Below are 26,105 nucleotides of genomic sequence, written 5' to 3'. Positions count from 1 at the left end.
GGCGTCGCGGTGAGCGCCGGTGTGGTCCGTGTCCTCGACGACCTCGGTGGCACGCTGCTCGACCTCGTGCACGGCGATCCGGGCCGCGCCGGGGACATCGGCGGCGTCGCGATCCACGACCCGTTCGAGGAACCCGTGCTGCCCCGCCACGCGCTCGTGCTCGGCGTGGGCGTCCGCGAGCCCGAGGAGGTCGTGCGCCTGCTGCGCGCGCTCGGCAAGCAGGAGGCGGCCGGGCTGGTGGTGCGTGCGCCGGTCGACGTGCCGGCGGAGGTCACCGCCGCCGTCGACGAGACCGGCGTGGTGTTGCTGGGCCTGACGCGCGGGGCGTCCTGGGCGCAGCTGGCCGCGATGCTGCGGGCGCTGCTCGCCGAGGGCGACGTCGGCCAGGCCGAACCGGAGATGCTGGGCGGAGTGCCGTCGGGTGACCTGTTCGCGGTGGCCAACGCGATCGCGGAGCTGATCGACGCGCCGGTGACGATCGAGGACCCGCGCTCGCGGGTGCTGGCGTTCTCCGGCCGCCAGGACGAAGCCGACCCGTCCCGGGTGGAGACGATCCTGGGACGGCAGGTGCCGGAACGCTTCGCCCGGATGCTCACCGACCGGGGCGTGTTCCGCGAGCTGTACCGCAGCGACCGGCTCGTCTACGTCGACGCGCTGGTGAACCTCGACGGCCTGACGATGCCGCGGGTGGCCGTCGCCGTCCGGGCCGGTGACGAGGTGCTCGGCTCGATCTGGGCGGCGGTGCGGGAACCGCTCAGCGCGGAGCGCGAGCAGGCGCTGCGGGAGGCGGCCCGGCTCGTCGCGCTGCACATGCTGCGCGTTCGCGCGGGCACCGACGTGTCCCGCCGCCTGCGCACCGAACTGCTCAGCACCGCGCTTGAAGGCGGCGCGGGAGCACGCGAGGCCATGTCCCGGCTGGGGCTGGCCGGCCGTCCGGTGGTGGTGCTGGCGCTCGCGCTCGCCGACCGCGGCCCCGGCGAGCGGGACGACGCCGGGGTGGCGACCGAACTCCAACGGGTGAGCGACGGTCTCGCGATGCACCTGACCGCGGTGCACCCGCGTGCCGCGAGCGCCCTCGTCGGGGACGTGGCCTACGGGCTGGTCCCGGTGGAGGGCGAGGGCGACGGCGAGCAGTGGGCGGTGTCCATCGCGACGGAATTCCTGGACCGGGTGGGGGAGCGGGTGCCCGCGGTCGTCGCGATCGGTCCGGTCGCCGAGGACGTCCCGGCACTGGCCGGCGCCAGGGCCAGCGCGGACCGGGCGCTGCGGGTGCTGCGGGCGGAACCGCGCATCGGCCGCCGGGTCGCCCGCCTGGCCGACGTCCAGGTCGAGGCGCTGCTGCTGGAGCTGCGCGACCTGGTCGCCGCGCGGGGCGACCGCCCGACCGGCCCGGTCGCGCGGTTGTTCGACTACGACCGGCAGCACAACACCAACCTGGTCGAGACGCTGCGCGCGTGGCTGGACGCCTTCGGCGACGTGAACGCGGCCGCCAACGCGGTCTACGTGCACCCCAACACCTTCCGCTACCGGCTGCGGCGCCTGGCCGAGGTCGCGCAGCTGGACCTGTCCGACCCGGAGGCCCGCTTCGCGGCGATGCTGCAGCTGCGCGTGATCGCGCCCCGCTGACGCCGGAAGCCCCCGCAGCCCGGCTGCGGGGGCTTCCGGTGGTTCAGCTTGCGGTGGAAGTACTGTCGCGCCGCAGCGTCTCCGGCGTGAAGATCGCCGCGATGAGGCTGATCAGCGCGCCGCACGCCAGATACCCCGCGGGGGCGTAGGTGCTCTGCGTCGCCTCCACGATCGCGGTGGCGACCAGCGGGCCCGCGCCGCCGAAGAGCACCACGCCGATGTTGTAACCGATGCCGACCCCGCTGTACCGGCGGGCGGTGGGGAACAGCTCGGCGAAGATCGCCGGCTGCGGCGCCAGCATCAGCGCCTCGCCGATCACCACGAGCGCCAGGCCCGCCACCAGGAACCCGAACGACAACCGGTGCAGCAGCAGGAATCCCAGCGGCGCGGTGACCAGCACCCAGATCGCCCCGGCGATCAGGAACGGCTTGCGCCCGACGCGGTCGCACAGGCGCGCGAACACCACGGTCAGCACCATCATCACGACCATCGCGGCGAAGCCGGCCAGCTTCGCCTGCGCGGCGGGCACCTTCAGCTCGGTGGCCAGGAACGTGGGCCCGTACACCAGCAGCACGTAGGTGCACATCGTCGGCGAGCACACCAGCGCGGCGATCCGCAGGATCGACCGCCAGTCGTGCCGCAGGGTGGCGCGCAGCGGGGCGCGTTCGTGCTCGCCGCTAGCGGCCACCTGCGCGAACTCCGGCGTCTCGTCCAGCCGCAGTCGCATGTAGAGCCCGATCAGACCGAGCGGCAACGCGATCAGGAACGGGATCCGCCAGCCCCACGACTCCAGCGCGGCGGGGGAGAGCACCTCGGTGAACAGCAGCGCGGACAGGCTGGCCACCATCATGCCGAGCACGATCGTGATCGTCTGCCAGCTGCCGTAGTAGGCGCGCCGCCCGGCGGGGGCGGTTTCGATCACGTACGCCACCGCCCCGGTCCACTCGCCACCCGCGGACAGGCCCTGCGCCAGGCGCAGCACCAGGATCAGCACCGGCGCGGCGACCCCGATCGAGGCGTACGGCGGCACCAGCGCCATCAACGCGGTGCCCAGCGAGATCAGCAGGATGATCGCCGACAACGCGCTGCGCCTGCCGTAGCGGTCGCCGATGTAACCGAACACCACCCCGCCCAGTGGCCGCACCACGAAGCTCACGCCGAACAACGCGAACGTCAGCAGCAGCGCCGCGGTCGGGTCACCGGCGGGGAAGAACAGCTTCGCGATGGTGGACGCGAAGTACCCGTACAGCACGAACTCGTACCACTCGATGAAGTTGCCGATGCACGCGGCGACGATCGACTTCCGTTGCGCCGGCGTGATGCCGGCACCGGAGCCGGCCTGCGGCTGGGTCTGGACGCTCATGGTGTGCTCACTCTCCTGCCGGGGCGACGCTGCCCCAGTGCGGTGTCCCCGCGACGGGGACGTGGTCGACGTGGTCGAGGTAGGTGCCGAAGCCGATGTCGAGGCGGATCCCGCCGTAGCGGGCGGAGGCCACCTCCCGGCACGGCAGCAGCTGGACGGGGTCCGCGGTGGACGGCCGGAGGGTCACTTCGGCCGTGCCGTCCCACGCGCCGCCCGGCTCGGAGGTGCGGAACGGGATCCGCACCAGGCGGCTGATGTCGTAGCCGGTGCCCTCCGCGCTGGGGATCAGCTTGAGCGCGAAGTGGTTGCCGAACCAGGCGGGAACCGGGTCGAGCGGGCCCGCGGGTGTGGTGGCCCGCGCCCGGACGGTGAGGACCTCGATGTCGTTGGCGGTGACGATGCGGCCGGTGACCGCGCCGCCCTCCTCGGTGAGGGTGACAGCGCGGGCCTGCTTCTTGGGCAGCCCGAAGATCTCCCGGCCGAGGGTCCCGTGGTTGAGGCCCTCGATGAAGAACGTGAGCGGGTAGGCGCCGACCTCGCCGTGGCGGTGGCAGCGCACGCTGATCCCGGCCTGCAGGTACGGCGGCCGCTGCTCGACGGTGCCGTCGGGCAGGTGGAACCCGGCGCCGAGGAACTCGGCGACCCAGATCCCGACCAGCGGGTCCGGCGTCGCCGCCAGCGGCGCGGGCAGCAGGCTCGCCACGGCCTGGGGGTCGGTGCGGTACTCGACGGTGAGCCAGCGCAGCCGCACCGACTCGGTGCCCACGCCGTACAGCGGCGCGAACGGGGGCATGGCGACGACGGGTTCGGACACGGCTCCTCCTAGGCGCGCACGGACTTGGTGATGGCCTCGGCGATCACCTCGGTCGACGGGATCACGGCGGCGGCGAGTCCCGGCGCGGCCGGGATGCGGGCGTCGGGCGTGCCGACCCGCACCGGCGGGCAGCGCAGCGGTACTCCCGCCTCGGCGACGGCGGCGACCACTTCGCCACCCACCCCGCCGACGGTGTGCGCCTCGTGAGCGACGACCAGCCGCCCGGTGCGGCGCACGCTGTCCAGCACGGTGTCCAGGTCGAGCGGGCGGACCCAGCGGGCGTCGATCACCTCGGCGTCGATGCCGTCCGCGGCCAGCCGCCCGGCCGCCTCCAGGACCCGGTGCTGCATCGCGCCCCAGGTGAGCACCGTGATGTCCCGGCCGGGCCGTCGCACGGCCGCGCCGCCGATCGGCCGCACCTCACCGCCGAGCCGGACCTCCTGCTTGCCGGCGTGGTAGAGCGTGCGGTTCTCGATCACTATCACCGGGTCGTCGCACCAGATCGCGGACAGCAGCAGGTCGTAGGCGTCCTGGTGGGTGGCCGGCAGGCACACCCGCAGCCCGGGCACGTGGGCGAACAACGCCTCCAGCGACTGCGAATGCTGCGCGCACGCCCCGGGCGCGTTGCCCTGCTGGGTGCGCACGGTCAGCGGCGCGGACAGCGTGCCGCGTGAGACGTAGCGGACGTTGGCGGCCTGGTTGACCAGCTGGTCGAACGCGACGAGGGAGAAGTCGGCCCACATGATCTCCGCGATGGGACGGCGGCCGAACATCGCGGCGCCGACCGCGCCACCCAGGATGGCCGACTCCGAGATCGGGGTGTCGAACACGCGCTCGCCGAACTCCTTGCGCAGGCCCTTCGTCACGCCGAACACCCCGCCGGGAGCGCCGACGTCCTCACCGAACAGCAGCGCTTCCGGCCGTTCGGCGAGCGCGCGGCGCAGCGCGGCGTTGACGGATTCGGCGTAGGAGAGGTTCTTCGTCTCAGGCATACAGGTGCTCCAGAACGGTCGAGGGGTCGGCGAGAGGATCGGCCAAGGCGCGGGCGGCGGCGTCGGCGATCTCGCGGTCCACCCGCCTGGTGAGCTCGTCCAGTTCGGACTGGGCGACGCCAAGGGCGAGCAGTTCGCGGGTCAGCCTGCCGATCGGTTCCGCGGCGAGCGCGGCGTCCAGGTCCCCGGCGGGGCGGTAGTGCTGCGCGTCGCCGATGTAGTGGCCGACGATGCGCTGGGTCATCGCCTCCAGCAGCACCGGGCCCGCCCCGGACCGGGCGCGGCGGGCGGCCTCGGCCACGGCCTGGCGCACCGCCTCGGGGTCGTTGCCGTCGATGCGCGCGCCCGGGAACCCGTAGGCGGAGGCGCGTTTGAACAACCGGTCCACGCGCACCATGTCGGCGATCGGGGTGAGCTCGGAGTAGTGGTTGTTCTCCACCAGGAAGATCACCGGCAGCGACCGGACGGCGGCGAAGTTCATCGCCTCGTGCACCGCGCCCTGGTTCATCGCGCCGTCGCCGAACGCGGCCAGCGCCACCCGGCCGGACCCGTCGAACGTGGCGGCCAGCGCGGCGCCCGCGGCGATCGGCGCACCCGCCCCGACGATGGAGTTCTCGCCGTACATGCCGTAGTCGGGCGCGGTGAGGTAGGCCGACCCGCCCCGGCCGCCGTTGATCCCGGTAGCGCGGCCGAGCAGCTCGGCGAACAGGGCGTGGGGCGGCGCGCCACAGGCCAGCGTCCAGCCGTGGCCGCGGTAGGTGGGGAACACCGCGTCGCGGGTGAGGTCGAGCGCGGCGCACGCGCCGGTGTAGATCGCTTCCTGGCCGTTGCACAGGTGCACCGAGCCGACGATGTCGCCGGTGGCGCGCAGGCGCGTGACCTCCTCTTCGAAGGACCGGATGCGCCACATCGATTCCAGATGCGCCAGCAGTGCGGCGGTTTCGGGCATGGGAGTACCCACTCTCCTTTTCGGATGGTCGGGGAAAGGGTGGTTCAGGCGCCGCCGTCGACGGTGATGACCTGTCCGGTGACGTGCCGGGCGGCGGGCCCGGCCAGGAACTCCACGACACCGGCGACATCGCCGGGTTCGCCTGCCGCGTCGAGGTTCTCGCCGGCTTCGGCGTAGCGGGCGCGCAGCCGGGCGGTGCCGATCGGGCCGGGGGCGACGGCGTTGACCCGGATGCCGTGCGGACGGAGCTCACGCGCCAGGTACCGGGTGTAGTGCGCGACCGCCGCCTTGGCGACGCCGTAGTGGGCGTAGCCGCCGTCCGCGGTGGGCGCCAGCCCGTTGATCGAGCTCATCGTGACGATGCTGCCGCGGCCCTGCGCCCGCATCAAACCGGCGACGGCCTGGCAGCAATGGATCGTGCCGTACAGGTTGAGCCGCAGCACGGCCTCCAGCTCGCCGAGGTCCACTTCGGACGCGCGGTTGCCGTGGATCGGGCCGGTGCCGCCCCCGGCGTTGCAGACCAGCACGTCCACCCCGCCCCACGCGTCGGCCACCGCGCCGATCGACGCGTCCACCGCGGCCGGGTCGGTCACGTCGCAGCGCAGGCCCATCACGCCCACACCCTGGGCGGCGACCTCCGGCACGACCTCGCCGCCGAGGTCGGGGTCCACCACCGCCACGGACGCCCCGGAGGCCGCCAGCCGCACCGCGATCGCGCGCCCGATCCCGCGCCCGGCGCCGGTGACCACCGCGCGGGCGGAGTCCAGTGTCCTCACGAGACCTCCCGGTCGGTGCGCGGCGGCGCGTCGGGCGAGGGCACGGTCAGCCGGCCGGTGCGCAGCAGCCCGGTCGCCATCGCCGCCGCCTCCCGCACCTCCGCGATCAGCCACGACCGGCGCTCGGTGAACCGGGACTGCGGCACGGACACCGTGAACGCCCCGGCCGGCATCCCGTTCTCGCCGAAGAACGGCGCGGACACGCAGCAGACGCCGTCGCTGAACTCCTCCAGGTCCAGGGCATAACCGCGGCGCCGCGAGGTGGCCAGGTCCACGGTGAGCGCGTCGAAGTCGGTGATCGTGTGCGCGGTGACCGCCTCCAGCGGCACGCCCGCGAACATCGCGGTGACCTGCTCCTCCGGCAGGAACGCCAGCACCGCCTTGCAGGAGGCGCGGGCGTGCATGTGCCCGGTGTAGCCGACGTCGAGGTTGCCCACGGACAGCGTGTGCAGGCCCGAGATGTAGTGCTGCAGGATCAGCGTGCCGTGGTTCCAGCCGGAGATGTAGGAGGTCTCGCGGGTCTTGTTGTGCAGGCGCGTGAGGATGACCGCGAGCTCGGGGGAGGGCCCGGACCGGCGTTGCAGGTGCCGGCTCAGCGACGCCGCCTTCGGGCCCACGTCGTAGTACCCGCCGGGCAGCCGGACCACGTGCCCGCTGGCGACCAGCGTGCGCAGCAGGTGGTAGCAGGTGCCGATCTTGATGCCGAGCTGCCGCCCGAGCACCTTCGCGGTGGCGGTGCCGTCGGCGGCCGCGACCGCCTCCAGCACCTGCAGGCCGCGCTCCAGCGTGTGCAGCACGGTCGTGCGTTGCTCACCCATCGCGCACCACCAGCCTGGCCAGGGTCAGCGCGAGCACCTTGGCGGCCCGCACCACGTCGGCTTCGGCCACGCACTCGTCCGGCGCGTGCGCCCGGGTCACGTCGCCGGGGCCGAAGATCGCCGTCGGCACACCCCGGGAGCCGAAGTACGCGGCGTCGGAGCCGGCGGTGAAGCCGGTCAGCGTCTCCGCGCCCGCGCACCCCCGCTGCGCGGACCGCAGCGCGGTGATCAGCGGGTGGTCGGTGGGGGTTTCCCAGCCGGGCAGGCCCTCGTGGTCCCAGCGCACCACCGGCGGGTGGTCCCGCAGCCAGTCGTCGGTCGCCGCGACCTCGGCGAGCACCCGCTCCACCTCCTGGCGCAGCTCCGCCGGAGGTTCACCGGGCGTCAGCCCGATCCGCCCGGACATGGTCGCGTGGTCGGGCACCGCCGCGCGCCAGCTGCCCGCCCGGGCGGTGCCGATCGCGAACGGGATCGCGGTCGGCACGTCGGCGAACAGCGGGTGCCGGTACGCCGCGCCCCGCTTGCGCGCCAGCTCGGCCAGCGCCTCGCGGACCCGGATCAGCTTGTCGAACGCGTCCACCCCGCGCCACGGGGCCGAGGTGTGCGCGGCGACGCCGGTGACCTCGACGGTGAAGAACAGCAGACCGGTGCTGACCGGCACGATCGCCCCGCCGGTGGGCTCCAGCACCAGCGCGGCCGCCGGCTCCGGCGTCTCGCGCACCGCCGCCCGCGTGCCCGCCCCGGTGGTCTCCTCGGCGACGACGAGCTGCACCGCCACGTCGAACGGCAGATCCACCCCGGCCTGTTCGAGGGCGGCGAGCGCGTACAGCCCGGCCGCGATACCGCCCTTCATGTCCACCGAGCCGCGCCCGTGCACCAGGCCGCCGTCCCGGTCGCCGGAGTAGGGCGGCCGGGACCACGCCTGCTCCTCGCCCGCGGGCACCACGTCGACGTGGCCGTTGAGGACCACGCACGGCAGCCCGCGGCGGCCGGGGTACCAGGCGATCAGGTTTTCCCGCTGCGCGGCCCGCGGCTCCCCGGACGCCTCCTCGAGCGGCTGCCGCGTCACCGGCCAGCCGCGGGCGGTGAACCAGTCGGCGTATCGGCCGGTGACCCGGTCCTCCCACCCGCTCTCGCTCGGATCCCGCACCGTCGCGGCCAGGAACGACAACATGTCCTCGGCCAGGGCGTCGACCCGGGCCGTCACGTCGGCGTCGGTCGGTCGCGGCATGGTCACCTCCTGCTTCCTCGGCTGGCCGACACTGTGCGGCCCCGGAGGCGCCCATTGCATCAGAGTGAACCCGTTTTTCGACTATCTGAAATTCGTGCCCGGTGACGGTGAGCCGGTCCAGGCGGCCGTCCTAGCGTGCGCAGGCGTCGCCGTCCGCCGAAGGAGGAGCCCGTGCCCCACGCCGAGTTGTGGCAGCGCCACCGCCAGGTCATGCCGTCCTGGATGCAGCTCTACTACGACGAGCCGATCGAACTGGTCCGCGGCTCAGGGCGCCGCGTGACCGACGGCGAGGGCCGCGAGTACCTCGACTTCTTCGGCGGCCTGCTCGCCACCATGGTCGGCCACGACATCCCGGAGATCACCGAGGCGATCCGGGCGCAGGCCGGGCGCCTGCTGCACTCGTCGACGCTGTACCTGATCCGCAGCCAGGTCGAGCTCGCCGAGCGGATCGCGAAGCTGTCCGGCCTGCCCGGAGCGAAGGTCTTCTTCGTCAACTCCGGCACCGAGGCCGTCGAGACGGCGCTGCTGCTGGCCACCCAGCGGCGGCGGTCGCACCAGGTGCTCGCGCTGCGCGGCAGCTACCACGGCCGGTCCTTCGGCACGGTCGCGGCCACCGGCATCCGGGGCTGGTCGGCCACCGCGCTCAGCCCGCTCGCGGTCACCTACGTGCACAGCGGCTACCGCTACCGCAGCCCCTTCGGCCACCTGGACGACGCCGCGTTCGTGGCCGCGTGCGCCGACGAGCTGCGCACGATCATCGAAACCTCCACCGCCGGGGACGTGGCGTGCCTGCTGGCCGAGCCGGTTCAGGGCGCCGGCGGGTTCGCCACCCCGCCCGAGGGTTTCTTCCCGGCGATGAAGGCCGTGCTCGACGACTACGGCATCCTGCTGATCTCCGACGAGGTCCAGTCCGGGTGGGGGCGCACCGGCCGGTCGTTCTTCGCCATGCCGGGTTCCGGCGTGACCCCGGACGCGATCACCTTCGCCAAGGGCCTGGGCAACGGCGTCGCGATCGGCGGGGTCGTCGCGCCCGCCGGGCTGATGGACTGCCTCGGCGCGAACTCGATCTCCACGGCCGGGGGCAACCCGCTTGCCACGGCCGCCGGTGTCGCGACCCTGGACTACCTGCTCTCGCACGACCTGCAGGCGAACGCCGACAAGGTCGGCGAGCACCTGATGACCGGCCTGCGCGCGATCGCGGAGAGCTGCCCGCTCGTCGGCGAGGTCCGCGGGATGGGGCTGATGATCGGCGTGGAACTCGTCGTGCCCGGCACCCGCGAGCCGGCCGTGGCCGCGACCCTGCGCGTGCTGGAGGCCGCCCGGCAGCGGGGACTGCTGATCGGTGGCGGCGGGCTGCACGGCAACGTCCTGCGGGTCACCCCGCCGATGACCGTCACCGTCGCCGAGGCGGACGAGGCGCTCGCCGTCCTGCGCGAAGCCCTCACCACTGTGGAACGAACCGAGGAGAACGCATGATCAAGCGCTGGAACCCCGGCACCGTCGCCGCCCCGATTGGGATGTACAGCCACTTGGCGCACGTCCCGCCCGGGCACGAGCTCGTGGTGATCTCCGGGCAGGTCGGCGCGCTGCCCGACGGCACCCTCGCCGGTGCCGACGCCGAGACCCAGACCGAGGCGATGTTCGCCAACCTCGAACGGCTCCTCGCCGCGGCCGGCGCGCAGCCCCAGCACCTGGTCAAGGTGTTCAGCATGGTGGCCGGCACCGAGCACCTGACCGGCTTCCGCTCCGTGGTGAAGCGGACCTTCACCCGCTGGTTCCCGGACGGCGACTGGCCGGCCCAGTCGCTGATCGTGGCGGCCGCGCTGGCCCGGCCGGACATCCTGGTGGAGGTCGAGGCCATGGCCGCGGTGCCCCGGTGACGCCCGCCGAGTTCCGGGCGCTGTTCCCCGCGCTGCGCGACCAGGTGTGGCTGGACACGCCGGGCGCGCCGCCGGGGGCGGAGCCGGTGGTGACGGCGATGCGCGAGGTGCTCGACGCGTGGGCCTCGGGCGGGTTCGACTGGCTCGGCTGGGACTCTGCCGCCGGCGATGCTCGGGAGCTGTTCGCCGATTTCCTCGGCGTTCCGCCGGGTACGGTCGCCACGGTGTCCTCGCTCGCCGAGGCGGCGGCCACCGTCGCCGCGTCGCTGCCCCGCGGCCGGGTGGTGGTGGCCGAGCAGGACTTCCGCAGCAACCGGTTCCCGTGGCTGGCGCGGCACGACGTGGTGAGCGTGCCCGCCCGGGATGGCGTGACCAGGGTCGAGGACCTGATCGCGGCGCTCGACGAGGACGTGGCGCTGCTGGCGGTGAGCGAGGTGACCAGCCGCGAAGGTCAGCGGTTGGACCTTCACGCCCTGCGCGCCGCGACCGACCGGGTGGGTGCGTTGTTGTTCGTCAACCTCACCCAGTCGCTCGGCGCGTTGCGGTTCGACCCGGCCGTGGCGCCCGATTACCTCGCCGTCCACGGCTACAAGTGGATGCTCTGCCCGCGGGGCTCGGCGTGGCTGGTGGCGCGGCCGGACCGGGTGGCCGGGCTGCGGCCGCTGGCGCCCGGGTGGAAGTCGACCGCCGCCCCGCACGGCTATTTCGGCGGCGACCTGGACCTCGCACCGGACGCCGCCCGCTGCGACGCCTCACCGGCGTGGTTCTCCTGGCTCGGGGCCTGTGCCGCGCTGCGCCTGTTCCAGCAGCTGGACCCGGCCGCGGTGGAGCGGCACGTGCTCGGCCTGGCCGGGCAGCTGACCGACGAGGCGGCGGCACTCGGCCTGCAGCGGGTCCACAGTGGACCGGCTTCGCACATCGTCGTCCTGGCCACCGCGGAGGCGGACCGGATCGCCCGGTCGCTGGCCGGGCACGGCGTGCGCGCCACCGCCCTGGGCGACCGGGTCCGGTTCGGCTTCCACTACTTCAACGACGAGTCCGACGTGACGGCCGCGGTGCGGGCCCTCGCAGCCGGGTAGTCGCGCTAGGAAGCCAGCCCCCCGTCCACGACGAACTCCGCCCCGGTGACGAAGGCGCTGGCCGGGGAGACCAGGAAGAGCACGGTGGCCGCGACCTCCTCGGCCAGGCCCCGCCGCCCCAGCGGCGTGGCCGCGAGGACCTGGGCGTTCCACTCCTCGGTGATGACGTCCAGCATCCCGGTGTCGATGAAGCCCGGGTGCACCGAGTTCACGCGGACCCCGTGCGCGCCCAGTTCGACCGCGGCGCACTTCGTCATGCCCCGCACCGCCCACTTGGTGGTGGAGTAGGCGATTTGCCCGGGATAGGGCCGGTGCGAGGCGATCGAGGAGATGTTCACGATCGCCCCGCCACCGGCCGCCTTCATCACCGCGCCCGCGGCCCGCATCCCGAGGAACGGGCCGCGCTGATTGACCCGGTAGTGCTCGTCGAAGTCCTCCGGCGCCGTCCCGGTCACGTCCGGTCCCGGCCGGTAGATCCCGGCGTTGTTGACCAGGATCGCCGGCCGGCCGAGCCGCGTGGCCGTGGCCTGGAGAAGCCGCTCCCACGAGTGTTCGCAGCCGACGTCGTGCGGTTCGTAGACCACCCGGTCGCCGAGTTCGGCGGCGAGAGCGCGCCCGTCGGTTTCGCGCCCGCCCGCGATCACCACCGCCGCGCCGGCGGCGGCCAGCGACCGCACGACCGCGGCGCCGATGCCACGCGCGCCGCCGGTCACAATCGCGACCTGGCCATCCAGTTCGCGGCTCACCACGGCGCGATCCCGTCGACGAACCTCCGCAGCGCCTGGTTGACCGCCTCGGGCTGCTCCTCGGTCACCAGGTGCCCGCTGTCCGGGACGCGCACGAACTCCGACCCCGGCAGGCGGGCGTGCATCGCCTCCGCACGGGCGATCGGGATCCCGCCGTCGTCCTCGCCGTGGATGATCAGCGTCGGCACCGTGATCTCGGCCAGCCGGCCGAGCCGGTCCTCCCGGTCGATCCACGACCGGTACTCGCCCCAGACGGAGCGCGACGGGCGCGCCCGCCACTTCCGCACCCACCGCCGCACGTGTTCCGGGTTCTCCGCGATCGTCCGCGGCCCGAAGATCACCGGCACGAACGCCTCGGCGAACTCCGCGCTGATCGGCTCCTCGGTGTCCATCGGCTCCAGCAGCGCCCCGAACCGCTCACGCTCCTCCGGCGTGTACGCGTCGGCCATGGTCGACACCAGCACCAAGCCGGCCAGGCGCTCCGGGTGCTTCAACGCCAGCTCGATCGCCATGAACCCGCCCACCGACATGCCGACCAGCACGAACCGGTCGATGCCGTGCACCACGTCGAGGCAGTCGGCGACCAGGTCGTCCAGCGAGCGTTCCGTGCCGTAACGGGACGTGCCCGCCCGGCTCGTGTAGGCGACGGTCCGGTACGCGCCGGCCAGCGCCGCGATCTGCGGGTCGAACATCGTGCGGTCGAGCAGCGTGCCGTGGCTGAACACCACGGCCGGCCCGTCGCCGCGGTCGAGGACGTCACTGTCCAACACGGACTTCTCCCTTCACCGACGGAACCGGCTCCCGGAAGCACACGGCGGCGACCAGAGCCAGCAACGCCGTCGCGGCCAGGTACCCGGCGGGCGCCAGCGAACTGCCGGTCGCGCCGATCAGCCACGTCGACACGAACGGCGCCGTGCCGCCGATCAGCGCCGCGGAGATGGTGTAGGCGAACGACGAACCGGCCGAGCGCACCCGCGGCGGGAAGATCTCCGTCATCGACACCAGCGTGGTCGACACCAGCGCCCCCATCAGCGACCCGAGCACGACCTGCCCCGCGATCGCCCCGGCCGGGGAACTCCGGATGACCGCGAGCACCGGCACCGCCAGCACGGCGATCGCCACGGTGAGCGTGATCAGGACCGGCCGCCGCCCGATCCGGTCCGACAACGCCGACACGAACGGCATCGGCGCCAGCGCGGCGACCGCGCCGGCGAGCGTCGCGGTGAGCGCCAGCCCGGTGCCGAACCGGACGGTCTGCGTCAGGTACGACACCATGAACGTCAGCACCAGGTAGAACGCGGTGGTGTGCAGGCCCGCCAGCCCCGCCACGGTGAGGATCTCCCGCCGGTACCGCAGCGCCTCGCGCAGCGGCGACTGCGCCACCTCGTGCCGGTCGGCCAGTGCGCGGAACTCCGGCGTGTCCTCCAGACGCAACCGGATGTAGAGGCCGACGATGCCGAGCGGGCCGGCGACGAGGAACGGGATCCGCCAGCCCCACTCGGCCATCGCCGCGTCACCGAGCGCCGCGGCCAGCGTGACGACCACCAGGCTGCCGATCACGAACCCGACCACGGCGGAGAACATCAGCCAGCTCGTGGCGAACCCGCGCCGCCCCGGCGGGGCGTGCTCGATCATGAACGCCCCGACGCTGCCGAACTCGCCGCCGGTGGAAAAGTTCTGCAGCCCGCGCAACACGACGAGCAGCACCGGCGCGGCGATGCCGAGCGTGGCGTACCCGGGCAGCAACCCGATCGCGAACGTCGACCCGCACATCAGCAGCAGCACCGTGACCAGCACCGGACGACGGCCGATCCGGTCGGCCAGCGGCCCGAAGAACAGGGCGCCCAGCGGGCGGAACCCGAAGGTGAAGCCGAACACGCCGAAGGTGGCCAGCAGCCGGGCCATCGGGTCGGCGCCGGGGAAGAACGTCGCTCCGATGTGGACGGCCACGAAACCGTACACGGAGAACTCGTACCACTCGACGAGGTGGCCGAACACCGTGGCGAAGTAGATCCGCCTGCGCGGGACGGGGGACTGGCTCACGACGCGCTCCCTTCGAGTGCGCTGGGGGTGGTGGGCCGCGTGGTTTCGTCGGCGAAGACCTGTTCCAGGGTCTTGCCGGTGACGCGGGGTCCGAACAGCCGGATGACGAGCGCGCCCGCGGCCAGCAGCGCGGCCATCACCGCGAACACGCCGCCGAACCCGATCGAGCCGAACGCCAGGCCGATGACGACCGGGGCGGTGAGCCCGCCCGCGTTGCCCGCCGTCGAGGCCAGCCCGGCGCCGGTGGCGCGGATGGCGGTCGGGTAGACCTCCGAGCAGTACGGGAACACGATCCCGGAGATGCAGGTGATGCAGATCGACAACGCCATCCCGATCAGCAGCAGGGCGATGCTGTCGCGCGGCACGACCCCCAGCGCGAGCGAGGCGAGCGCGGCGAAGCCGAAGAACGTCACCAGCAGCGTGCGGCGCTCGAACCGGTCGCTGACGGCGATCGCGGTCAGGTACCCGATCGGCTGGGCCACGAACAGGAAGAAGCTGTAGGTCGCGGCCACGCCGGGGTCGACCCCGATCTCCAGGAACAGCGACGGCATCCAGGTGAAGAACCCGAAGAAGGCGAACAGGAACACGAACGAGCCGAGCCACGTCGCCACCGACACCCGCGCGAGACCGCCGCGCCACACCTGCAGCGGCGACCAGGACACCGCGGGCGTGGCGGGAGCGACGACGTTCACCGGCGGCACCGGCGGCAGAGCGGCGCCACGGCGGGTGGCGATCACCCGCTCCTCCAGCCGCGTCACCACGGCGTCCGCCTCGTCCACGCGTCCCTGGCTGAGCAGCCACCGCGGCGACTCCGGCAGCGAGCGCCGCCACCACAGCAGGACCAGCACCGGCAGGCCGCAGATCACCGCGGCGATGCGCCAGCCGCCGTCCAGCGGGACGACCAGCGAGCCGAGCACCGCCGCTGCCACGTTGCCGAGCGAGAAGAACAACGTCACGCCGCTGACGAACCGGCCGCGGTTGTGCCCGGTCGCGAACTCGGAGATGTAGGGCGAGACGATGGCGGCCTCCGCGCCCGCGCCCAGCCCGCCGATCACGCGGACCACGAGGATGAACGCGAACCCGTTGGCGAAGGCGAGCGCGATCGAGGCGGCGCAGAACAGCAGCAGCGCGTAGAGCATCACGCGTTTGCGGCCGAACCGGTCGCCGACCACGCCGGCGAGGATCGCGCCGACGATCATGCCGACCGGCGCGGCGCCGCCGATGAGGCCGATCTGGACGTTGTCCAGACCGAACTCCGCTTTCAGGTGCGGCAGCATGAAGCCGATGATCACGATGTCGAGCGCCTCGAACAGGTGGCCGAGGCCACCCGCGAAGAGGATGCCGTACTGCGGGCGGCTCATCGGGAGCCGTTCGAGCCGGGCGAGGATGGTGCCGGTGGACATGGCGGCCTCCAGGGCAGAGGGCAGGGGGGAACGCCCGGACGGGCCGGGCCGCGTGGGGGAGTGGGATCAGGCCGCGCGCGTGGTGACGGCGGCCGGTTCGCCGAGCGGACGAGCCGCGGTCTCCGGCAGCTTGCGGGCCAGCACGAGGCCGACCGCGGCAGCGATGACGGCGAGGTAGAGGGCAGGCGCGAGCGGGCTGCCCGTGGCGGCCGCGAGCGCCGCGGCCACGAGCGGGGCGGTGCCGGCGATGGGGCCGACCCCGAGGCTGTAGGCCAGCGCCGAACCACTGGACCGGGTGCGGGCCGGGAACAGTTCGACGAGCACGATCGACGACATCACGTTGAGACACGCCTGGGGGACGGCGAACAGGCACATGCCCAGCAGCGCCAGGCCGGGCGAGCCCGATCCGACCAGCAGCAGCACCGGCACGGCCAGCACGGCATGGGCCAGCGCGCCGCCGACGTAGACCGGACGCCGCCCGGCCCGGTCGGACACCCACCCGGCCACCGGGCAGATCGCGGCGTAGAACAGCAGCGCGATCGAACTCACCGCCAGGGACGCGGACCGGTTGCCGCTCGCCGACATGGCGTTGGTGAAGTACGTGGCCAGGTAGTAGAACCCGACGCCGGTCACCGACGCGCAGGCGAAGGCGAGCACCAGGGTGCGGCGTTCGGTCCGCAGCGCGGTGCGCACCGGCGTGGCGGCGACCTCGTCCCGCTCGCGCAGGCTCCGGTACACCGGCGTCTCGTCCAGGCGCAGCCGCAGGTACAGGCCGACCAGGCCGAGCGGCGCGGCGAGCAGGAACGGCAACCGCCAGCCCCAGGACTGCATCTGCGCCGGGGTCAGCAGGTTTTCCAGCAGCAGCACCGATCCGGTGCCCGCGACGATCGCCAGGCCGCCGGAGGCGGAGATCAGGCTGGCGCGGAAACCGCGGCGGCCCGGCGGGGCGTATTCGGCGAGGAATGCCGACGCGCTCGTCCACTCGCCGCCCGCGGACAGGCCCTGGACGCAGCGCAGCAGCACCAGCAGCAGCGGCGCCCAGAACCCGATCGCGGCGTACGACGGGAGCAGGCCGATGAGGGTGGTGGCGCCGCTGATGCCGATGACGGCGGTGGACAGCGCCACCCGGCGGCCACGCCGGTCGCCGAGCGAGCCGAGCAGCGCGCCGCCCAGCGGGCGGAACACGAACGCGATGCCGAACACCGCCAGGGACGCCAGCAACGAGGCGACGGAATCGCCGGTGGGGAAGAAGACGCGGCCGAGGGTGACGGCGACCGCGCCGTAGACGGCGAAGTCGAACCACTCGGTGAAGTTGCCGACCAGGGTGGCCGCGACGACCGCGGAGGGAGAGCGCATCGGTGAGCTCCTGGGGAGAAGCGGGGTGGCCGGCCCCCATCCGGCCACCGGCCCGGCTTACTTGGTGTAGTCGATGATCCCGCGGATGATCTTGCCGTCGCGGAGGTCCTGGTACCCGTCGTTGATCTCGTCGAGCGTGTACCGGGCGGTGATCAGCTCGTCGAGCTTGAGCCTGCCCGCGTCGTACATCCGCAGCATCTTCACGATGTCGTACTGCGGGTTGGACGAGCCGAACAGCGTGCCCTTGATGGTCTTCTGGTTGAACACCAGGTCCGAACCGGACACGTGCACCGTCAGGTTCGCCGGGTTCGCCACACCGGTGACGACGACCGTGCTGCCCTTGCCGATCACCGCGAAGGCGTCCGCGATGACCTTCTCCGTCATCACGCCGACCACGCAGATCGCCTGGTCCGCGCCCTCGCCCCAGGTCAGTTCGCGCACCGCGTCGGCGGCCTCCTCGGCGGTGGCGAACACGTGGGTCGCGCCGAACTCCTTGGCGGTCTGCCGTTTGAACTCGACCGGGTCGACGCAGATGACGTTCTTCGCCCCGGCCTGCACCGCGCCCTGCACGGCGTTGATCCCGACGCCGCCGATCCCGTAGATCACCGTGGTGTCACCGGGTTTCACCTCGCCTGCGTTGACCGCGCTGCCGTACCCGGTCGGCACGCCGCAGCCGACCAGCACCGCCTTGTCCAGCGGCAGCCAGTCGTCGACCTTCACGCACGACAGCTCGGACACGGTCGTGTACTCGGAAAACGCGCCGAGCATGCAGAACGCGCCGATGTCGCCGAGCTCGGGGTCGTGCATGCGGAAGGTGCCGTCGGGCATGCTGCCCTCGAGGATGGTGGCGCCCATGTTGCACAGGTTCTGCTTGCCGGTGGAGCAGTAGCGGCACTTGCCGCAGCTGGGGATGAAGCTGCACACGACGTGGTCGCCCTCGGCGACCCGGGTGACGCCCGGGCCGACGCGCTCGACGATCCCGGCGGCTTCGTGGCCGCCCACGATCGGGAAGCGCACGACGTTGTCGCCGTCCATCATGTGCAGGTCGGAGTGGCACAGCCCGGCGGCGGAAACCTTGAGCAGGACCTCGTTGGGGCCGGGCTCGTCGAGTTCGACCTCCCGGACTTCGAAGGGCTGGTGATAGCCGGTCAGCACGGCGGCGCGGGTCTTCATGGTGTCTCTTCTTTCCGTTCGCGGGGGAGGGTCAGCCGTGGAAGGTCCACACGGACTTCGTTTCGAGGTAGCCGTCGAGGCTGTCCGGGCCGAGGTCGCGGCCGTAGCCGGACTGGGCGAAGCCGCCGAACGGCGCGGCCGGGTCGGTCAGGCCCCAGCCGTTGACGTAGACGGTCCCGGCGCGCAGGGCGCGGGTCATGGCGTGCTCGGTGGCGACGCTGCCCGTCCACAACCCGGCCGCGAGGCCGTAGTCGCTGGCGTTGGCGCGGCGGGCGGCCTCCTCGGCGTCGTCGAAGGGCAGCACGACCACGACCGGGCCGAAGATCTCCTCGCGCGCGCACTCCATGTCGTCGGTGGCGCCGGCGATCACGGTCGGCGGGTAGAAGAACCCGCCACCGGCCGGCAGTTCCCCGGCCTGGTGCACCTTCGCGCCTTCCGCGGCGGCCCGGTCGACGTAGCCGCGGACCCGCTCCACCTGGCGCTCGTTGACCAGCGGCCCGAAGTCGACGCCGGAGTCCAGGCCGTGGCCGATCGACAACGCGGCGGCCTCGGCGAGCAGCTTGTCCACCACCTCGTCGTGGATGTCGCGCTGCACGAACAGCCGGGACGGCGCGCTGCAGGTCTGGCCCGAGTGCCAGAAGATCCCGCCCGCGGACCCGGCGACGGCGGCGTCGAGGTCGGCGTCGCCGAAGATGATGTTCGCGCTCTTGCCGCCCAGTTCGAGGGTGACCCGCTTGAGCAGGTCCGAGGCGTCGCGCGCGATCCGGCGGCCCACCGCGGTCGAGCCGGTGAACGACAGCTTGCGCACGCCCGCGTGCGCGACCAGTGCCTGGCCGGCCTCGTCGCCGTAGCCGGGCACCACGTTGAGCACGCCGGGCGGCAGGCCGGCTTCGACAGCGAGCTCGGCCAGCCACAGTGCGGACAGCGGGGTCTCCTCCGACGGCTTGAACACCACCGGGCACCCGGCGGCCAGGGCGGGCGCCATCTTCCAGGCGCACAGCAGCAGCGGGAAGTTCCACGCCGTGATCGCCCCGGCCACCCCGACGGGTTCCCGCTCGGTGCGGACGTGGATGCCCGGGTGCGAGACGGGCACCGTGGTGCCCTGGATCTTGCTCGGCCAGCCCCCGTAGTAGAGGAAGGTCCGCGCGGCGAACTCGGCATCGATGGCGCGGGCCGCGCCGCGCACCTTGCCCGCGTCGAGCACCTCCAGCTCCGCGAACTCGTCGGCGCGGGCGTAGATCGCCTCGCCGATGCGGGTCAGGACGCGGCCGCGCTCCAGCGGGGTCATCCGCCGCCACTCGGAGGCGGGGTCGAAGGCGCGCGCGGCTGCGGCGACCGCGTCGTCGACGTCGGCCGCGCCGGCGCACGCCGTGGTCGCGATCGGCTCGCCGGTGCCCGGGTCCAGCACCGGGCGCGTCCGGCCGCTGCGGGCCTCACGGCGCTCACCGTCGATGAACAGGTGGGGTTCCGCGGCGAGGCGGGAGGCCACGACGGGAGCCAGGTCGCGGGCGGGTGTCGTCGTTGACATCAGCGTCTCATCCTCTTCGATATTTGATACAAACTGCTTGTGACGGAGGCTACGTCAGGGCGGCCACGGTGTCCAGACTGCGGTGCAAAAACCTCGAAGTAGCTGTTCAACGCATTGTTTCGCGCATGAGACTTGTCTGATCATGTATCAAACTTGTACCGTCGGACGTGTTCCATCGAAGACTGCTGGAGGTTCCGATGCCCGCCGTCGCCGCGGCCCGCCCCTTCCGGGACGGACTGCTGAAGCTGACCCCGCCACGCCTGCTCGGGTCCCGGTGTGACCGGTGCGCCACGGTCTCGTTCCCGGCGCGGGAGTTCTGTCCTGGGTGCCGGGCGGTCGAGGGGATCCGCGAGACCGAGCTCTCGCCCGCGGGCACGGTGTACAGCTTCACCGTCGTCCGGCAGGCGCCGCCCGGCGTCGAGGTGCCCTACGTGCTGGCCTACGTCGACCTGCCGGAGGGAGTCCGCGTGCTCGCCCAGATCAGCGGGACCGCCCCCGAGGACGTCACGATCGGCCTGCCCGTGCACCTGGAACTGACGACCACCGGTCAGGACGCCGACGGCGCCGACCTGGTCGGCTACCGGTTCCGCGCGGAGGTGGCGGCATGACGCTCGCACCCGCCCACGTCGCCGGCGCCGGCATGATCCGGTTCGGCAAGTACCCCGCCGACGTCACCCTGGAGCGCATGGCGGTCGGCGCCGCCCGCGCCGCGCTCACCGACGCCGGCGCGGAACTGTCCCAAGTGGACGCCCTCTACGTCGGGCACGTCTTCGGCGGTCCGGTCGCCGGGCAGCGCGTCGCGGCGCAGCTCGGCCTCGACGGACGCCCGGTGTCCAACCACGAGAACTACTGCGCCAGCGGGGCGACCGCGCTGCGCGAGGCGTGGGTGGCTCTGGCCGCGGGCCTGCACGACGTCGTGCTCGTGATCGGCGTGGAGAAGATGACCGACCGGGTGTCCGGGGGCGTGCGGCCCGACCCGGGCGACCTGGACGCGGCGGTCGGGTACGTGATGGCCGCCGGCCACGGGCTCAGCGCCCGCCGCTACATGGCCGACCACGGCGCGACCCGCGAGCAGATCGCCGCGGTCGCGGTGAAGAACCACGCCCACTCGGTGCACAACCCGTTCGCGCAGTACCAGCGGCCGGTCAGCCTGCAGGAGGTGCTGTCCGCGCGGCCGATCGCCGAACCACTCGGGCTGCTCGACTGCAGCCCGATCTCCGACGGCGCCGCGGCGATGGTGCTGTGCAGCCCGGCCGGGCTGCGCCGCCTCGGCGTGACCGGCTCCGTACCGCGCATGCTGGGCTGCGCGCTCGTCAGCGGCAGCGTGCGGCCCGGCACCGGCGACGTCAACGAGGAGGACGTCTCGCGCCGGGCGGCCGAGGAGGCCTGGAAGCTCACCGGCACCGGTCCGGAGGACATCGACCTGGTCGAGATGCACGACTGCTTCACCATCGCCGAGATCGTCCGGATGGAAGGACTCGGCCTGATCCCGCGCGGCGAAGGCGCGGCGTGGACCGAAGCCGGGCACACCGCGCTTGGCGGGCGGCTGCCCGTCAACCCCAGCGGCGGGCTGCTCTCGCGCGGGCACCCGGTCGGCGCCACCGGCGTCGCTCAGGCCTGCGAGCTGACCTGGCAGCTGCGCGGCACCGCCGGGGCCCGCCAGGTCGAGGGCGCGCGCGTCGGGCTGAGCTACTGCAAGGGCGGCACGGTCAACGGAACGGACGGAGGATCGGTGACGACGCTGGTGATGTCCCGATGACGCAGGTGACCACGACCGTGCACGTGTGGGGCGGCTCCGCCGCGCTCACCGCGGCACTGTCCACACTGGAATCACCGGTGCCCGCCGCGTGCCTGGCCCCGGACCTGCCCGGCGACCGGGATCTGGAAGCGCTGTCCGACGAGCTGCTCGACGCCGAGATCGGCGACGTGCTCGCCGGTGTGCTGGCCGAACTGCAGCGGCAGCTGCCCACGCTGTCCGGGACGGGACGGCTGGTGTTCCTGCTCCCGGCCGAAGCCGCGCTGGGCCGGCCGCACGCCACCGCGGCCGGGGCGGTCGCGGGCGGTGTGCTGTCGATGGCGCGGACGCTGGCGATCGAGCTGGCCCGGGACGGCATCACGGTCAACACCGTGCTCTACGCCGAGGGCGCCGAAACCGCGGTCGCCCACCAGGTGTCCGCGCTGCTCGCCGCCGACGGCGGCGACATCACCGGACAGGAGATCTACGTGACCGCCGGCAGCGGTCTGGGGAGGTTGCGGCCATGAAGACCGCGCTCGTGACCGGCGGCGCCGGTGGCATCGGCCGGGGCGTCTGCGCACGGCTGGCCCGGGAGGCGGACGTCGTGGTCGTCGCCGACCTCGACCCGGCGGAGGCGGCGGCGAGGATCGGGCCGAAGGCGCGGCCGATGGTCCTGGACGTCGCCTCGCCCGAGTCCCGGGAGAAGGTCGCCGCCGCATGCGTGGCCGAGTTCGGCGGGATCGACATCCTGGTCAACTGCGCCGGCGTGCTCGAGGACGCGCGGGTCGGCCGCCTCGACCCGGCGCTGTTCCGCCGCCTGCTCGCGATCAACCTGCTCGGCCCGCTGGCCCTCACGCGGCTGCTGCTGCCCCCGATGGCGCGGCGCGGCGGGGGAGCGGTGGTCAACATCGCCTCCCGCGCCTGGCTGGGCACTTTCGGCTCCACCGCCTACTCCACGGCCAAGGGCGGGCTTGTCGGCGCCACCCGGTCGCTGGCGCTGGAGGTCGCGCGCCAGGGCATCACCGTCAACTGCGTCGCGCCCGGGTTCGTCGCCACCCGGATGACCGAGGGGCTGCCGGACCGCATTCGGGAACGCACCCTGGAGGCGATCCCGGTCGGCCGCGCCGGGCACCCCGGCGACGTCGCCGACGCGGTGGCCTACCTGGCCGGCGCCTCCTACGTCACCGGCCAGGTGCTCGTCGTGTGCGGCGGGCGCAGCATCGGCGATCCGTACCGGCAGCCGGCGTGAAGGGAACACCGATGGGACCGCTGAACGGACTGCGCGTGGTGGAGTTCGCCGGGCTCGGCCCGGCGCCGTTCGCCGCGATGATGCTCGCCGACGCCGGCGCCGAGGTCGTCCGGATCGACCGCCCCGGCAGCGACCGGGACGGCGGCATCCTCGACCGCGGACGCCGCACCCTGCACCTCGACCTCAAAGCCGACGACGGCCTGACGCGGGCCCGGGAGCTGATCACCTCCGCCGACGTGCTCATCGAAGGCTTCCGGCCGGGCGTCATGGAACGGCTGGGCCTGGGGCCGCGAGCGTGCGCGGAGCTCAACCCGCGCTTGGTCTACGGCCGCATGACCGGCTGGGGGCAGGACGGCCCGCTGGCCGCCAAGGCCGGGCACGACATCAACTACCTCGCCGTCACCGGCGCCCTGCGTTCGATCGCGCGGCGGGGACAGGCGCCGGTGCCGCCGCTCAACCTCGTCGGGGACTACGGCGGCGGCGGGATGCTGCTCGCCTTCGGGCTGCTGGCCGCGCTGCGGGAGCGCGACGCGACCGGCCGCGGCCAGGTCGTCGACGCGGCGATGGTCGACGGGGCCAGCCTGCTGATGTCCGGCATCTGGCAGCGCGTCGCCGACGGCCGGTGGCAGCCCGAGCCCGGCACGAACGACATCGACACCGGCGCGCCGTTCTACGACGTCTACGAGACCGCCGACGGCGAGTACCTGGCGGTGGGCAGCATGGAGCCGCAGTTCTACGAGCGGCTGGTGCGGGCGCTCGGCCTGGACCCCGCCCAGCTGCCGGACCAGTGGGACCGGGAGTCCTGGCCGGCCACGAAGAAGCTGTTCGCGGAGATCTTCGCCGGCCGCACCCGTGCCGAGTGGGCGGCGGTGTTCGAGCCGCTCGACGCCTGTGTCACGCCGGTGCTGAGCATGGCCGAGGCAGCCGCCGACGAGCACCTGGCGGCGCGGTCGACGCTGCGGGTGTGCGGCAACCGGGTGGAGCCCGCGCCCGCCCCGCGTATTTCCCCGATCGTCGAGGAGTAACGTTGATAAAGTATCCGGCAGCAGCGACACGGGGACGGGGTGGCGGCATGGCCAGGGCGGCGCAGCCGAAGCGGCGGAGCATGAGCGACGAGGTCGCCGCCCACATCCGCGAGCGCATCTTCGACGGCACCCTCGAACGCGGGCAGCGCGTGCCGCAGGACGCGATCGCCGCCGAGCTCGGCGTGAGCCGGCTCCCGGTCCGGGAAGCCCTCATCACCCTGGAGACCGAGGGGCTGGTCGACACCGAGCCGCACCGCGGCACGTTCATCGTGCCGATCCGCCAGGAGGACATCGAGGACCACTACCGGATCTACGGGATGGTCCAGGGCCTGGCGACCGCGCGGGCGGCCACCCGGATCACCGAGCCGGTCCTGCGCAAGCTGGAGGAGCTGCACGAGCAGATGCAGCGCAGCACCGACGGCGACGAGCTGCACGACCTCAACTGGGAGTTCCACTCCCTGATCAACAAGACCGGGGGCAGCCGCCGTCTGCTGTCGGTGCTGCGCCAGCTGTCCCGCAACCTGCCCCGCTCGGTGTACGAGGTGCCCTCCGGCGGCGGTCCCGAGGCGAACAAGGGGCACGCCCGCATCCTGCGCGCGCTGCGGGACGGCGACGCCGCGGCCGCCGACGCCGCCAGCCGGGAGCACGTCCGGCTGGAGGGCGACCACGTGGTGCGCACGCTGCGGGACCAGGGCGTCCTGGCCGACGACGCCTTCTGAGCAGGCCCTTTTTTCGTCCGGGGTCTTGCTTTCTGGATTGACTTTATACATTATCAAGTATCAGACGACGAGGGAGTCGTGATGAACAGGCCACTCGCGGCCGTCGCCGGGGTGGGCACCACCCGCTTCGGCAAGCTGCCCGGCCACTCCGCCGACGACCTGGCCGGCTGGGCGCTGCGCGAGGCGCTGGCCGACGCCGGGATGGATGTCCGGGACGTCGATGGGCTGGTCGCCTGCCGGGTCACTGGCTACGAATCCTTCGCCTCGGCCCACGGCCTGCAGCCCCGGTGGTGCGTGCCGCTCCCGGCCGAGGGCCGGATGTGCGGGGCGGCGATCGAACTGGCGACCGCCGCGCTGCGCACCGGTCAGTGCCGGACCGTGGCGCTGGTGTACGGCAACGACGGCCGCTCCGCGGGCGCCACCTACGGCGCAGGTGGCACCGGCTACACCGCGGCCGGGGAGGGCTACGGCACCGCGCCGGAACTGACCCGGCCCTACGGCATGACCTCCCCGGGCGCGTTCTCGGCGCTGATGTTCCAGCGGCACCGCCACCAGTACGGCACCACCGAGGAGCAACTGGCCGAGGTGGCGCTGACCTTCCGCCGGCACGCCGCCCTCAACCCGGCGGCGGTGATGCGCGACCCGCTCGACCTGGAGACCTACCTGGCCTCGCGCCACATCGTCGAACCACTGCACCTGTTCGACTACTGCCTGATCAACGACGGAGGCGTGGCGATGATCCTCACCACCGCCGAGCGCGCCCCGGACCTGCCGCGGCCGCCGGTGTACGTGCTCGGCACCGCCCAGCGGGCCCAGTTCCTCGGCTCCGACTTCCCGCCCGAGGACTTCTGGGCCGGGGCGATCGGCGAGGCCGGCGCGGAGTCGCTGCGCCAGGCCGGCATCGACCGGGCCGACGTGGACGGCCTGATGCTCTACGACAACTTCAGCCCCAACGTGCTGTTCACCCTGGAAGGCCTGGGCTACTGTCCTCGCGGGGAATCCGGGCGCTGGATCCAGGACGGCCGGATCGGGCTGGGGGGTGAGCTCCCGGTGAACACCTCCGGCGGGCACCTGTCCGAAAGCTACCTGCAGGGCTGGGGCCTCAACGTGGAGGCCGTGCGCCAGCTGCGCGGCGAATGCGGCGCACGGCAGATCCCCGGCGCGACCCACATCCAGTACGCCTGCGCCGCGCCGCTGGTGTCCTCCGTCGTGTACGGGAGCCGGCCGTGAGCACCATCGACCTCACCCCGCACCTCGCCGGGCTCGAAGCCGGGCAGCTGCGCGTGGCGCGGTGCCGGGCCTGCGGGGAGTCCCGCTTCCCGCCCAAACCGGTCTGCCCGCACTGCCGCGTCCACGGCGACATCGAGTGGTTCACCGCGGCCGGCACCGGCACGGTGTGGTCCTACGCCGTGTTCCGCAAGGCCTATTTCCCGCCACCGGGGCCGCAGCCGCCGTACGTCGTCGCGGTCGTGCTGCTGACCGAGGGCGTGCAGATCATCAGCAACGTCACCGGCGGCGACGTCCGCGTCGGCCTGCCCGTGACGGCCACGTTCGAGCGCGTGAACGGCACCCCGCTGGTGCGGTTCCGGCCCGCCTGAAG

At 73.1% G+C, this 26,105-nt stretch carries 26 protein-coding genes; 12 read left to right on the top strand and 14 right to left on the bottom strand.

The features are described from left to right. Window positions 1–9: 9 nt before the first annotated feature. Entirely contained in the window at window positions 10–1,626 is a 1,617-nt protein-coding gene (locus AMY39116_RS0301420) for a CdaR family transcriptional regulator (protein WP_020415930.1), read from the top strand. 43 nt (window positions 1,627–1,669) lie between these two features. Here AMY39116_RS0301420 and AMY39116_RS0301415 read toward each other — a convergent pair whose 3' ends face one another. Genes AMY39116_RS0301415 through AMY39116_RS0301385 form a run of 7 tightly spaced genes read right to left on the bottom strand, consistent with a single transcriptional unit; the run spans window position 1,670 to window position 8,569 of the window. Next, on the bottom strand, window positions 1,670–2,989 hold the full coding sequence (locus tag AMY39116_RS0301415) for an MFS transporter (protein ID WP_020415929.1): 1,320 nt from the start codon (window positions 2,987–2,989) through the stop codon (window positions 1,670–1,672). 7 nt (window positions 2,990–2,996) lie between these two features. Continuing rightward, on the bottom strand, window positions 2,997–3,803 hold the full coding sequence (locus AMY39116_RS0301410) for an acetoacetate decarboxylase family protein (protein ID WP_020415928.1): 807 nt from the start codon (window positions 3,801–3,803) through the stop codon (window positions 2,997–2,999). Between the two features lie 8 nt (window positions 3,804–3,811). Then, window positions 3,812–4,795: an alpha-ketoacid dehydrogenase subunit beta gene (locus tag AMY39116_RS0301405; protein WP_020415927.1), complete on the bottom strand. Its 984-nt coding sequence runs from the start codon at window positions 4,793–4,795 to the stop codon at window positions 3,812–3,814. Continuing rightward, window positions 4,788–5,744 carry a thiamine pyrophosphate-dependent dehydrogenase E1 component subunit alpha gene (locus AMY39116_RS0301400; RefSeq protein WP_020415926.1) on the bottom strand — a complete coding sequence of 319 codons (957 nt, stop codon included), beginning with the start codon at window positions 5,742–5,744 and terminating at the stop codon, window positions 4,788–4,790. The genes AMY39116_RS0301405 and AMY39116_RS0301400 overlap by 8 nt, the downstream gene beginning before the upstream one ends. Window positions 5,745–5,788: 44 nt before the next feature. Continuing rightward, a complete protein-coding gene (locus AMY39116_RS0301395; protein ID WP_020415925.1) occupies window positions 5,789–6,520 on the bottom strand; it encodes an SDR family NAD(P)-dependent oxidoreductase in 732 nt (243 codons plus the stop codon). Then, window positions 6,517–7,338 carry an IclR family transcriptional regulator gene (locus AMY39116_RS0301390; RefSeq protein ID WP_020415924.1) on the bottom strand — a complete coding sequence of 274 codons (822 nt, stop codon included), beginning with the start codon at window positions 7,336–7,338 and terminating at the stop codon, window positions 6,517–6,519. Before AMY39116_RS0301390 ends, AMY39116_RS0301395 begins: the two co-directional genes overlap by 4 nt. Beyond that, entirely contained in the window at window positions 7,331–8,569 is a 1,239-nt protein-coding gene (locus AMY39116_RS0301385; RefSeq protein ID WP_039791124.1) for a M20 family metallopeptidase, read from the bottom strand. The genes AMY39116_RS0301390 and AMY39116_RS0301385 overlap by 8 nt, the downstream gene beginning before the upstream one ends. A 171-nt stretch (window positions 8,570–8,740) precedes the next feature. On the opposite strand from AMY39116_RS0301385, the gene AMY39116_RS0301380 reads away from it, so the two are divergent. The 3 genes from AMY39116_RS0301380 to AMY39116_RS0301370 are packed head-to-tail and all read left to right on the top strand — an operon-like array spanning window position 8,741 to window position 11,528. Continuing rightward, window positions 8,741–10,045 carry an aspartate aminotransferase family protein gene (locus AMY39116_RS0301380; RefSeq protein WP_020415922.1) on the top strand — a complete coding sequence of 435 codons (1,305 nt, stop codon included), beginning with the start codon at window positions 8,741–8,743 and terminating at the stop codon, window positions 10,043–10,045. Further along, window positions 10,042–10,449 carry a RidA family protein gene (locus tag AMY39116_RS0301375; RefSeq protein WP_020415921.1) on the top strand — a complete coding sequence of 136 codons (408 nt, stop codon included), beginning with the start codon at window positions 10,042–10,044 and terminating at the stop codon, window positions 10,447–10,449. The genes AMY39116_RS0301380 and AMY39116_RS0301375 overlap by 4 nt, the downstream gene beginning before the upstream one ends. Beyond that, window positions 10,446–11,528, top strand: coding sequence for an aminotransferase class V-fold PLP-dependent enzyme (locus AMY39116_RS0301370; RefSeq protein ID WP_020415920.1), 1,083 nt, complete (start codon window positions 10,446–10,448; stop codon window positions 11,526–11,528). The genes AMY39116_RS0301375 and AMY39116_RS0301370 overlap by 4 nt, the downstream gene beginning before the upstream one ends. 5 nt (window positions 11,529–11,533) lie before the next feature. Here the strand turns inward: AMY39116_RS0301370 and AMY39116_RS0301365 are convergent, their stop codons facing one another. The 7 genes from AMY39116_RS0301365 to AMY39116_RS0301335 form a co-directional block, all read right to left on the bottom strand. Further along, a complete protein-coding gene (locus AMY39116_RS0301365) occupies window positions 11,534–12,274 on the bottom strand; it encodes an SDR family NAD(P)-dependent oxidoreductase (protein WP_039791123.1) in 741 nt (246 codons plus the stop codon). Beyond that, window positions 12,271–13,044, bottom strand: a complete 774-nt coding sequence (locus tag AMY39116_RS42000) for an alpha/beta fold hydrolase (protein ID WP_020415918.1) — start codon at window positions 13,042–13,044, stop codon at window positions 12,271–12,273. The genes AMY39116_RS0301365 and AMY39116_RS42000 overlap by 4 nt, the downstream gene beginning before the upstream one ends. After that, on the bottom strand, window positions 13,031–14,317 hold the full coding sequence (locus tag AMY39116_RS0301355; RefSeq protein ID WP_020415917.1) for an MFS transporter: 1,287 nt from the start codon (window positions 14,315–14,317) through the stop codon (window positions 13,031–13,033). The genes AMY39116_RS42000 and AMY39116_RS0301355 overlap by 14 nt, the downstream gene beginning before the upstream one ends. Then, window positions 14,314–15,720, bottom strand: a complete 1,407-nt coding sequence (locus AMY39116_RS41995; RefSeq protein ID WP_020415916.1) for an MFS transporter — start codon at window positions 15,718–15,720, stop codon at window positions 14,314–14,316. Before AMY39116_RS41995 ends, AMY39116_RS0301355 begins: the two co-directional genes overlap by 4 nt. A 66-nt stretch (window positions 15,721–15,786) precedes the next feature. After that, window positions 15,787–17,076: an MFS transporter gene (locus AMY39116_RS41990; protein ID WP_020415915.1), complete on the bottom strand. Its 1,290-nt coding sequence runs from the start codon at window positions 17,074–17,076 to the stop codon at window positions 15,787–15,789. Between the two features lie 57 nt (window positions 17,077–17,133). Further along, window positions 17,134–18,249, bottom strand: a complete 1,116-nt coding sequence (locus AMY39116_RS0301340) for an NDMA-dependent alcohol dehydrogenase (protein ID WP_020415914.1) — start codon at window positions 18,247–18,249, stop codon at window positions 17,134–17,136. A gap of 31 nt (window positions 18,250–18,280) precedes the next feature. Beyond that, complete coding sequence (locus AMY39116_RS0301335) at window positions 18,281–19,777, bottom strand: aldehyde dehydrogenase (RefSeq protein WP_020415913.1); 1,497 nt, start codon at window positions 19,775–19,777, stop codon at window positions 18,281–18,283. A gap of 197 nt (window positions 19,778–19,974) precedes the next feature. On the opposite strand from AMY39116_RS0301335, the gene AMY39116_RS0301330 reads away from it, so the two are divergent. The 8 genes from AMY39116_RS0301330 to AMY39116_RS0301295 all read left to right on the top strand — a co-directional run bounded on the left by AMY39116_RS0301330 (window position 19,975) and on the right by AMY39116_RS0301295 (window position 26,103). Further along, complete coding sequence (locus AMY39116_RS0301330) at window positions 19,975–20,385, top strand: Zn-ribbon domain-containing OB-fold protein (RefSeq protein ID WP_020415912.1); 411 nt, start codon at window positions 19,975–19,977, stop codon at window positions 20,383–20,385. Further along, window positions 20,382–21,536 (top strand): thiolase family protein, encoded by a 1,155-nt coding sequence (locus tag AMY39116_RS0301325; protein WP_020415911.1) that lies wholly within the window; start codon window positions 20,382–20,384, stop codon window positions 21,534–21,536. The genes AMY39116_RS0301330 and AMY39116_RS0301325 overlap by 4 nt, the downstream gene beginning before the upstream one ends. Next, window positions 21,533–22,039: an SDR family oxidoreductase gene (locus tag AMY39116_RS44555; RefSeq protein WP_020415910.1), complete on the top strand. Its 507-nt coding sequence runs from the start codon at window positions 21,533–21,535 to the stop codon at window positions 22,037–22,039. The genes AMY39116_RS0301325 and AMY39116_RS44555 overlap by 4 nt, the downstream gene beginning before the upstream one ends. After that, window positions 22,036–22,761 carry an SDR family NAD(P)-dependent oxidoreductase gene (locus tag AMY39116_RS0301315; protein ID WP_020415909.1) on the top strand — a complete coding sequence of 242 codons (726 nt, stop codon included), beginning with the start codon at window positions 22,036–22,038 and terminating at the stop codon, window positions 22,759–22,761. The genes AMY39116_RS44555 and AMY39116_RS0301315 overlap by 4 nt, the downstream gene beginning before the upstream one ends. An 11-nt stretch (window positions 22,762–22,772) precedes the next feature. Further along, on the top strand, window positions 22,773–23,786 hold the full coding sequence (locus AMY39116_RS0301310) for a CaiB/BaiF CoA-transferase family protein (protein ID WP_020415908.1): 1,014 nt from the start codon (window positions 22,773–22,775) through the stop codon (window positions 23,784–23,786). Window positions 23,787–23,833: 47 nt separating this feature from the next. Beyond that, window positions 23,834–24,505, top strand: a complete 672-nt coding sequence (locus tag AMY39116_RS0301305) for a GntR family transcriptional regulator (protein ID WP_157358355.1) — start codon at window positions 23,834–23,836, stop codon at window positions 24,503–24,505. An 81-nt stretch (window positions 24,506–24,586) separates the two neighbouring features. Beyond that, the gene (locus tag AMY39116_RS0301300; protein ID WP_020415906.1) at window positions 24,587–25,735 is read left to right on the top strand and encodes a thiolase family protein; all 1,149 of its coding nucleotides are present in this window, start codon (window positions 24,587–24,589) and stop codon (window positions 25,733–25,735) included. Continuing rightward, the gene (locus tag AMY39116_RS0301295; protein WP_020415905.1) at window positions 25,732–26,103 is read left to right on the top strand and encodes a Zn-ribbon domain-containing OB-fold protein; all 372 of its coding nucleotides are present in this window, start codon (window positions 25,732–25,734) and stop codon (window positions 26,101–26,103) included. Before AMY39116_RS0301300 ends, AMY39116_RS0301295 begins: the two co-directional genes overlap by 4 nt. Window positions 26,104–26,105: the final 2 nt, after the last annotated feature.

Source organism: Amycolatopsis sp. ATCC 39116, assembly GCF_000231075.2.
GTDB classification, from domain to species: domain Bacteria; phylum Actinomycetota; class Actinomycetes; order Mycobacteriales; family Pseudonocardiaceae; genus Amycolatopsis_E; species Amycolatopsis_E tucumanensis.
Note: the sequence above shows the minus strand (reverse complement) of the source record. Positions and strands in the feature narration are given on the sequence as shown.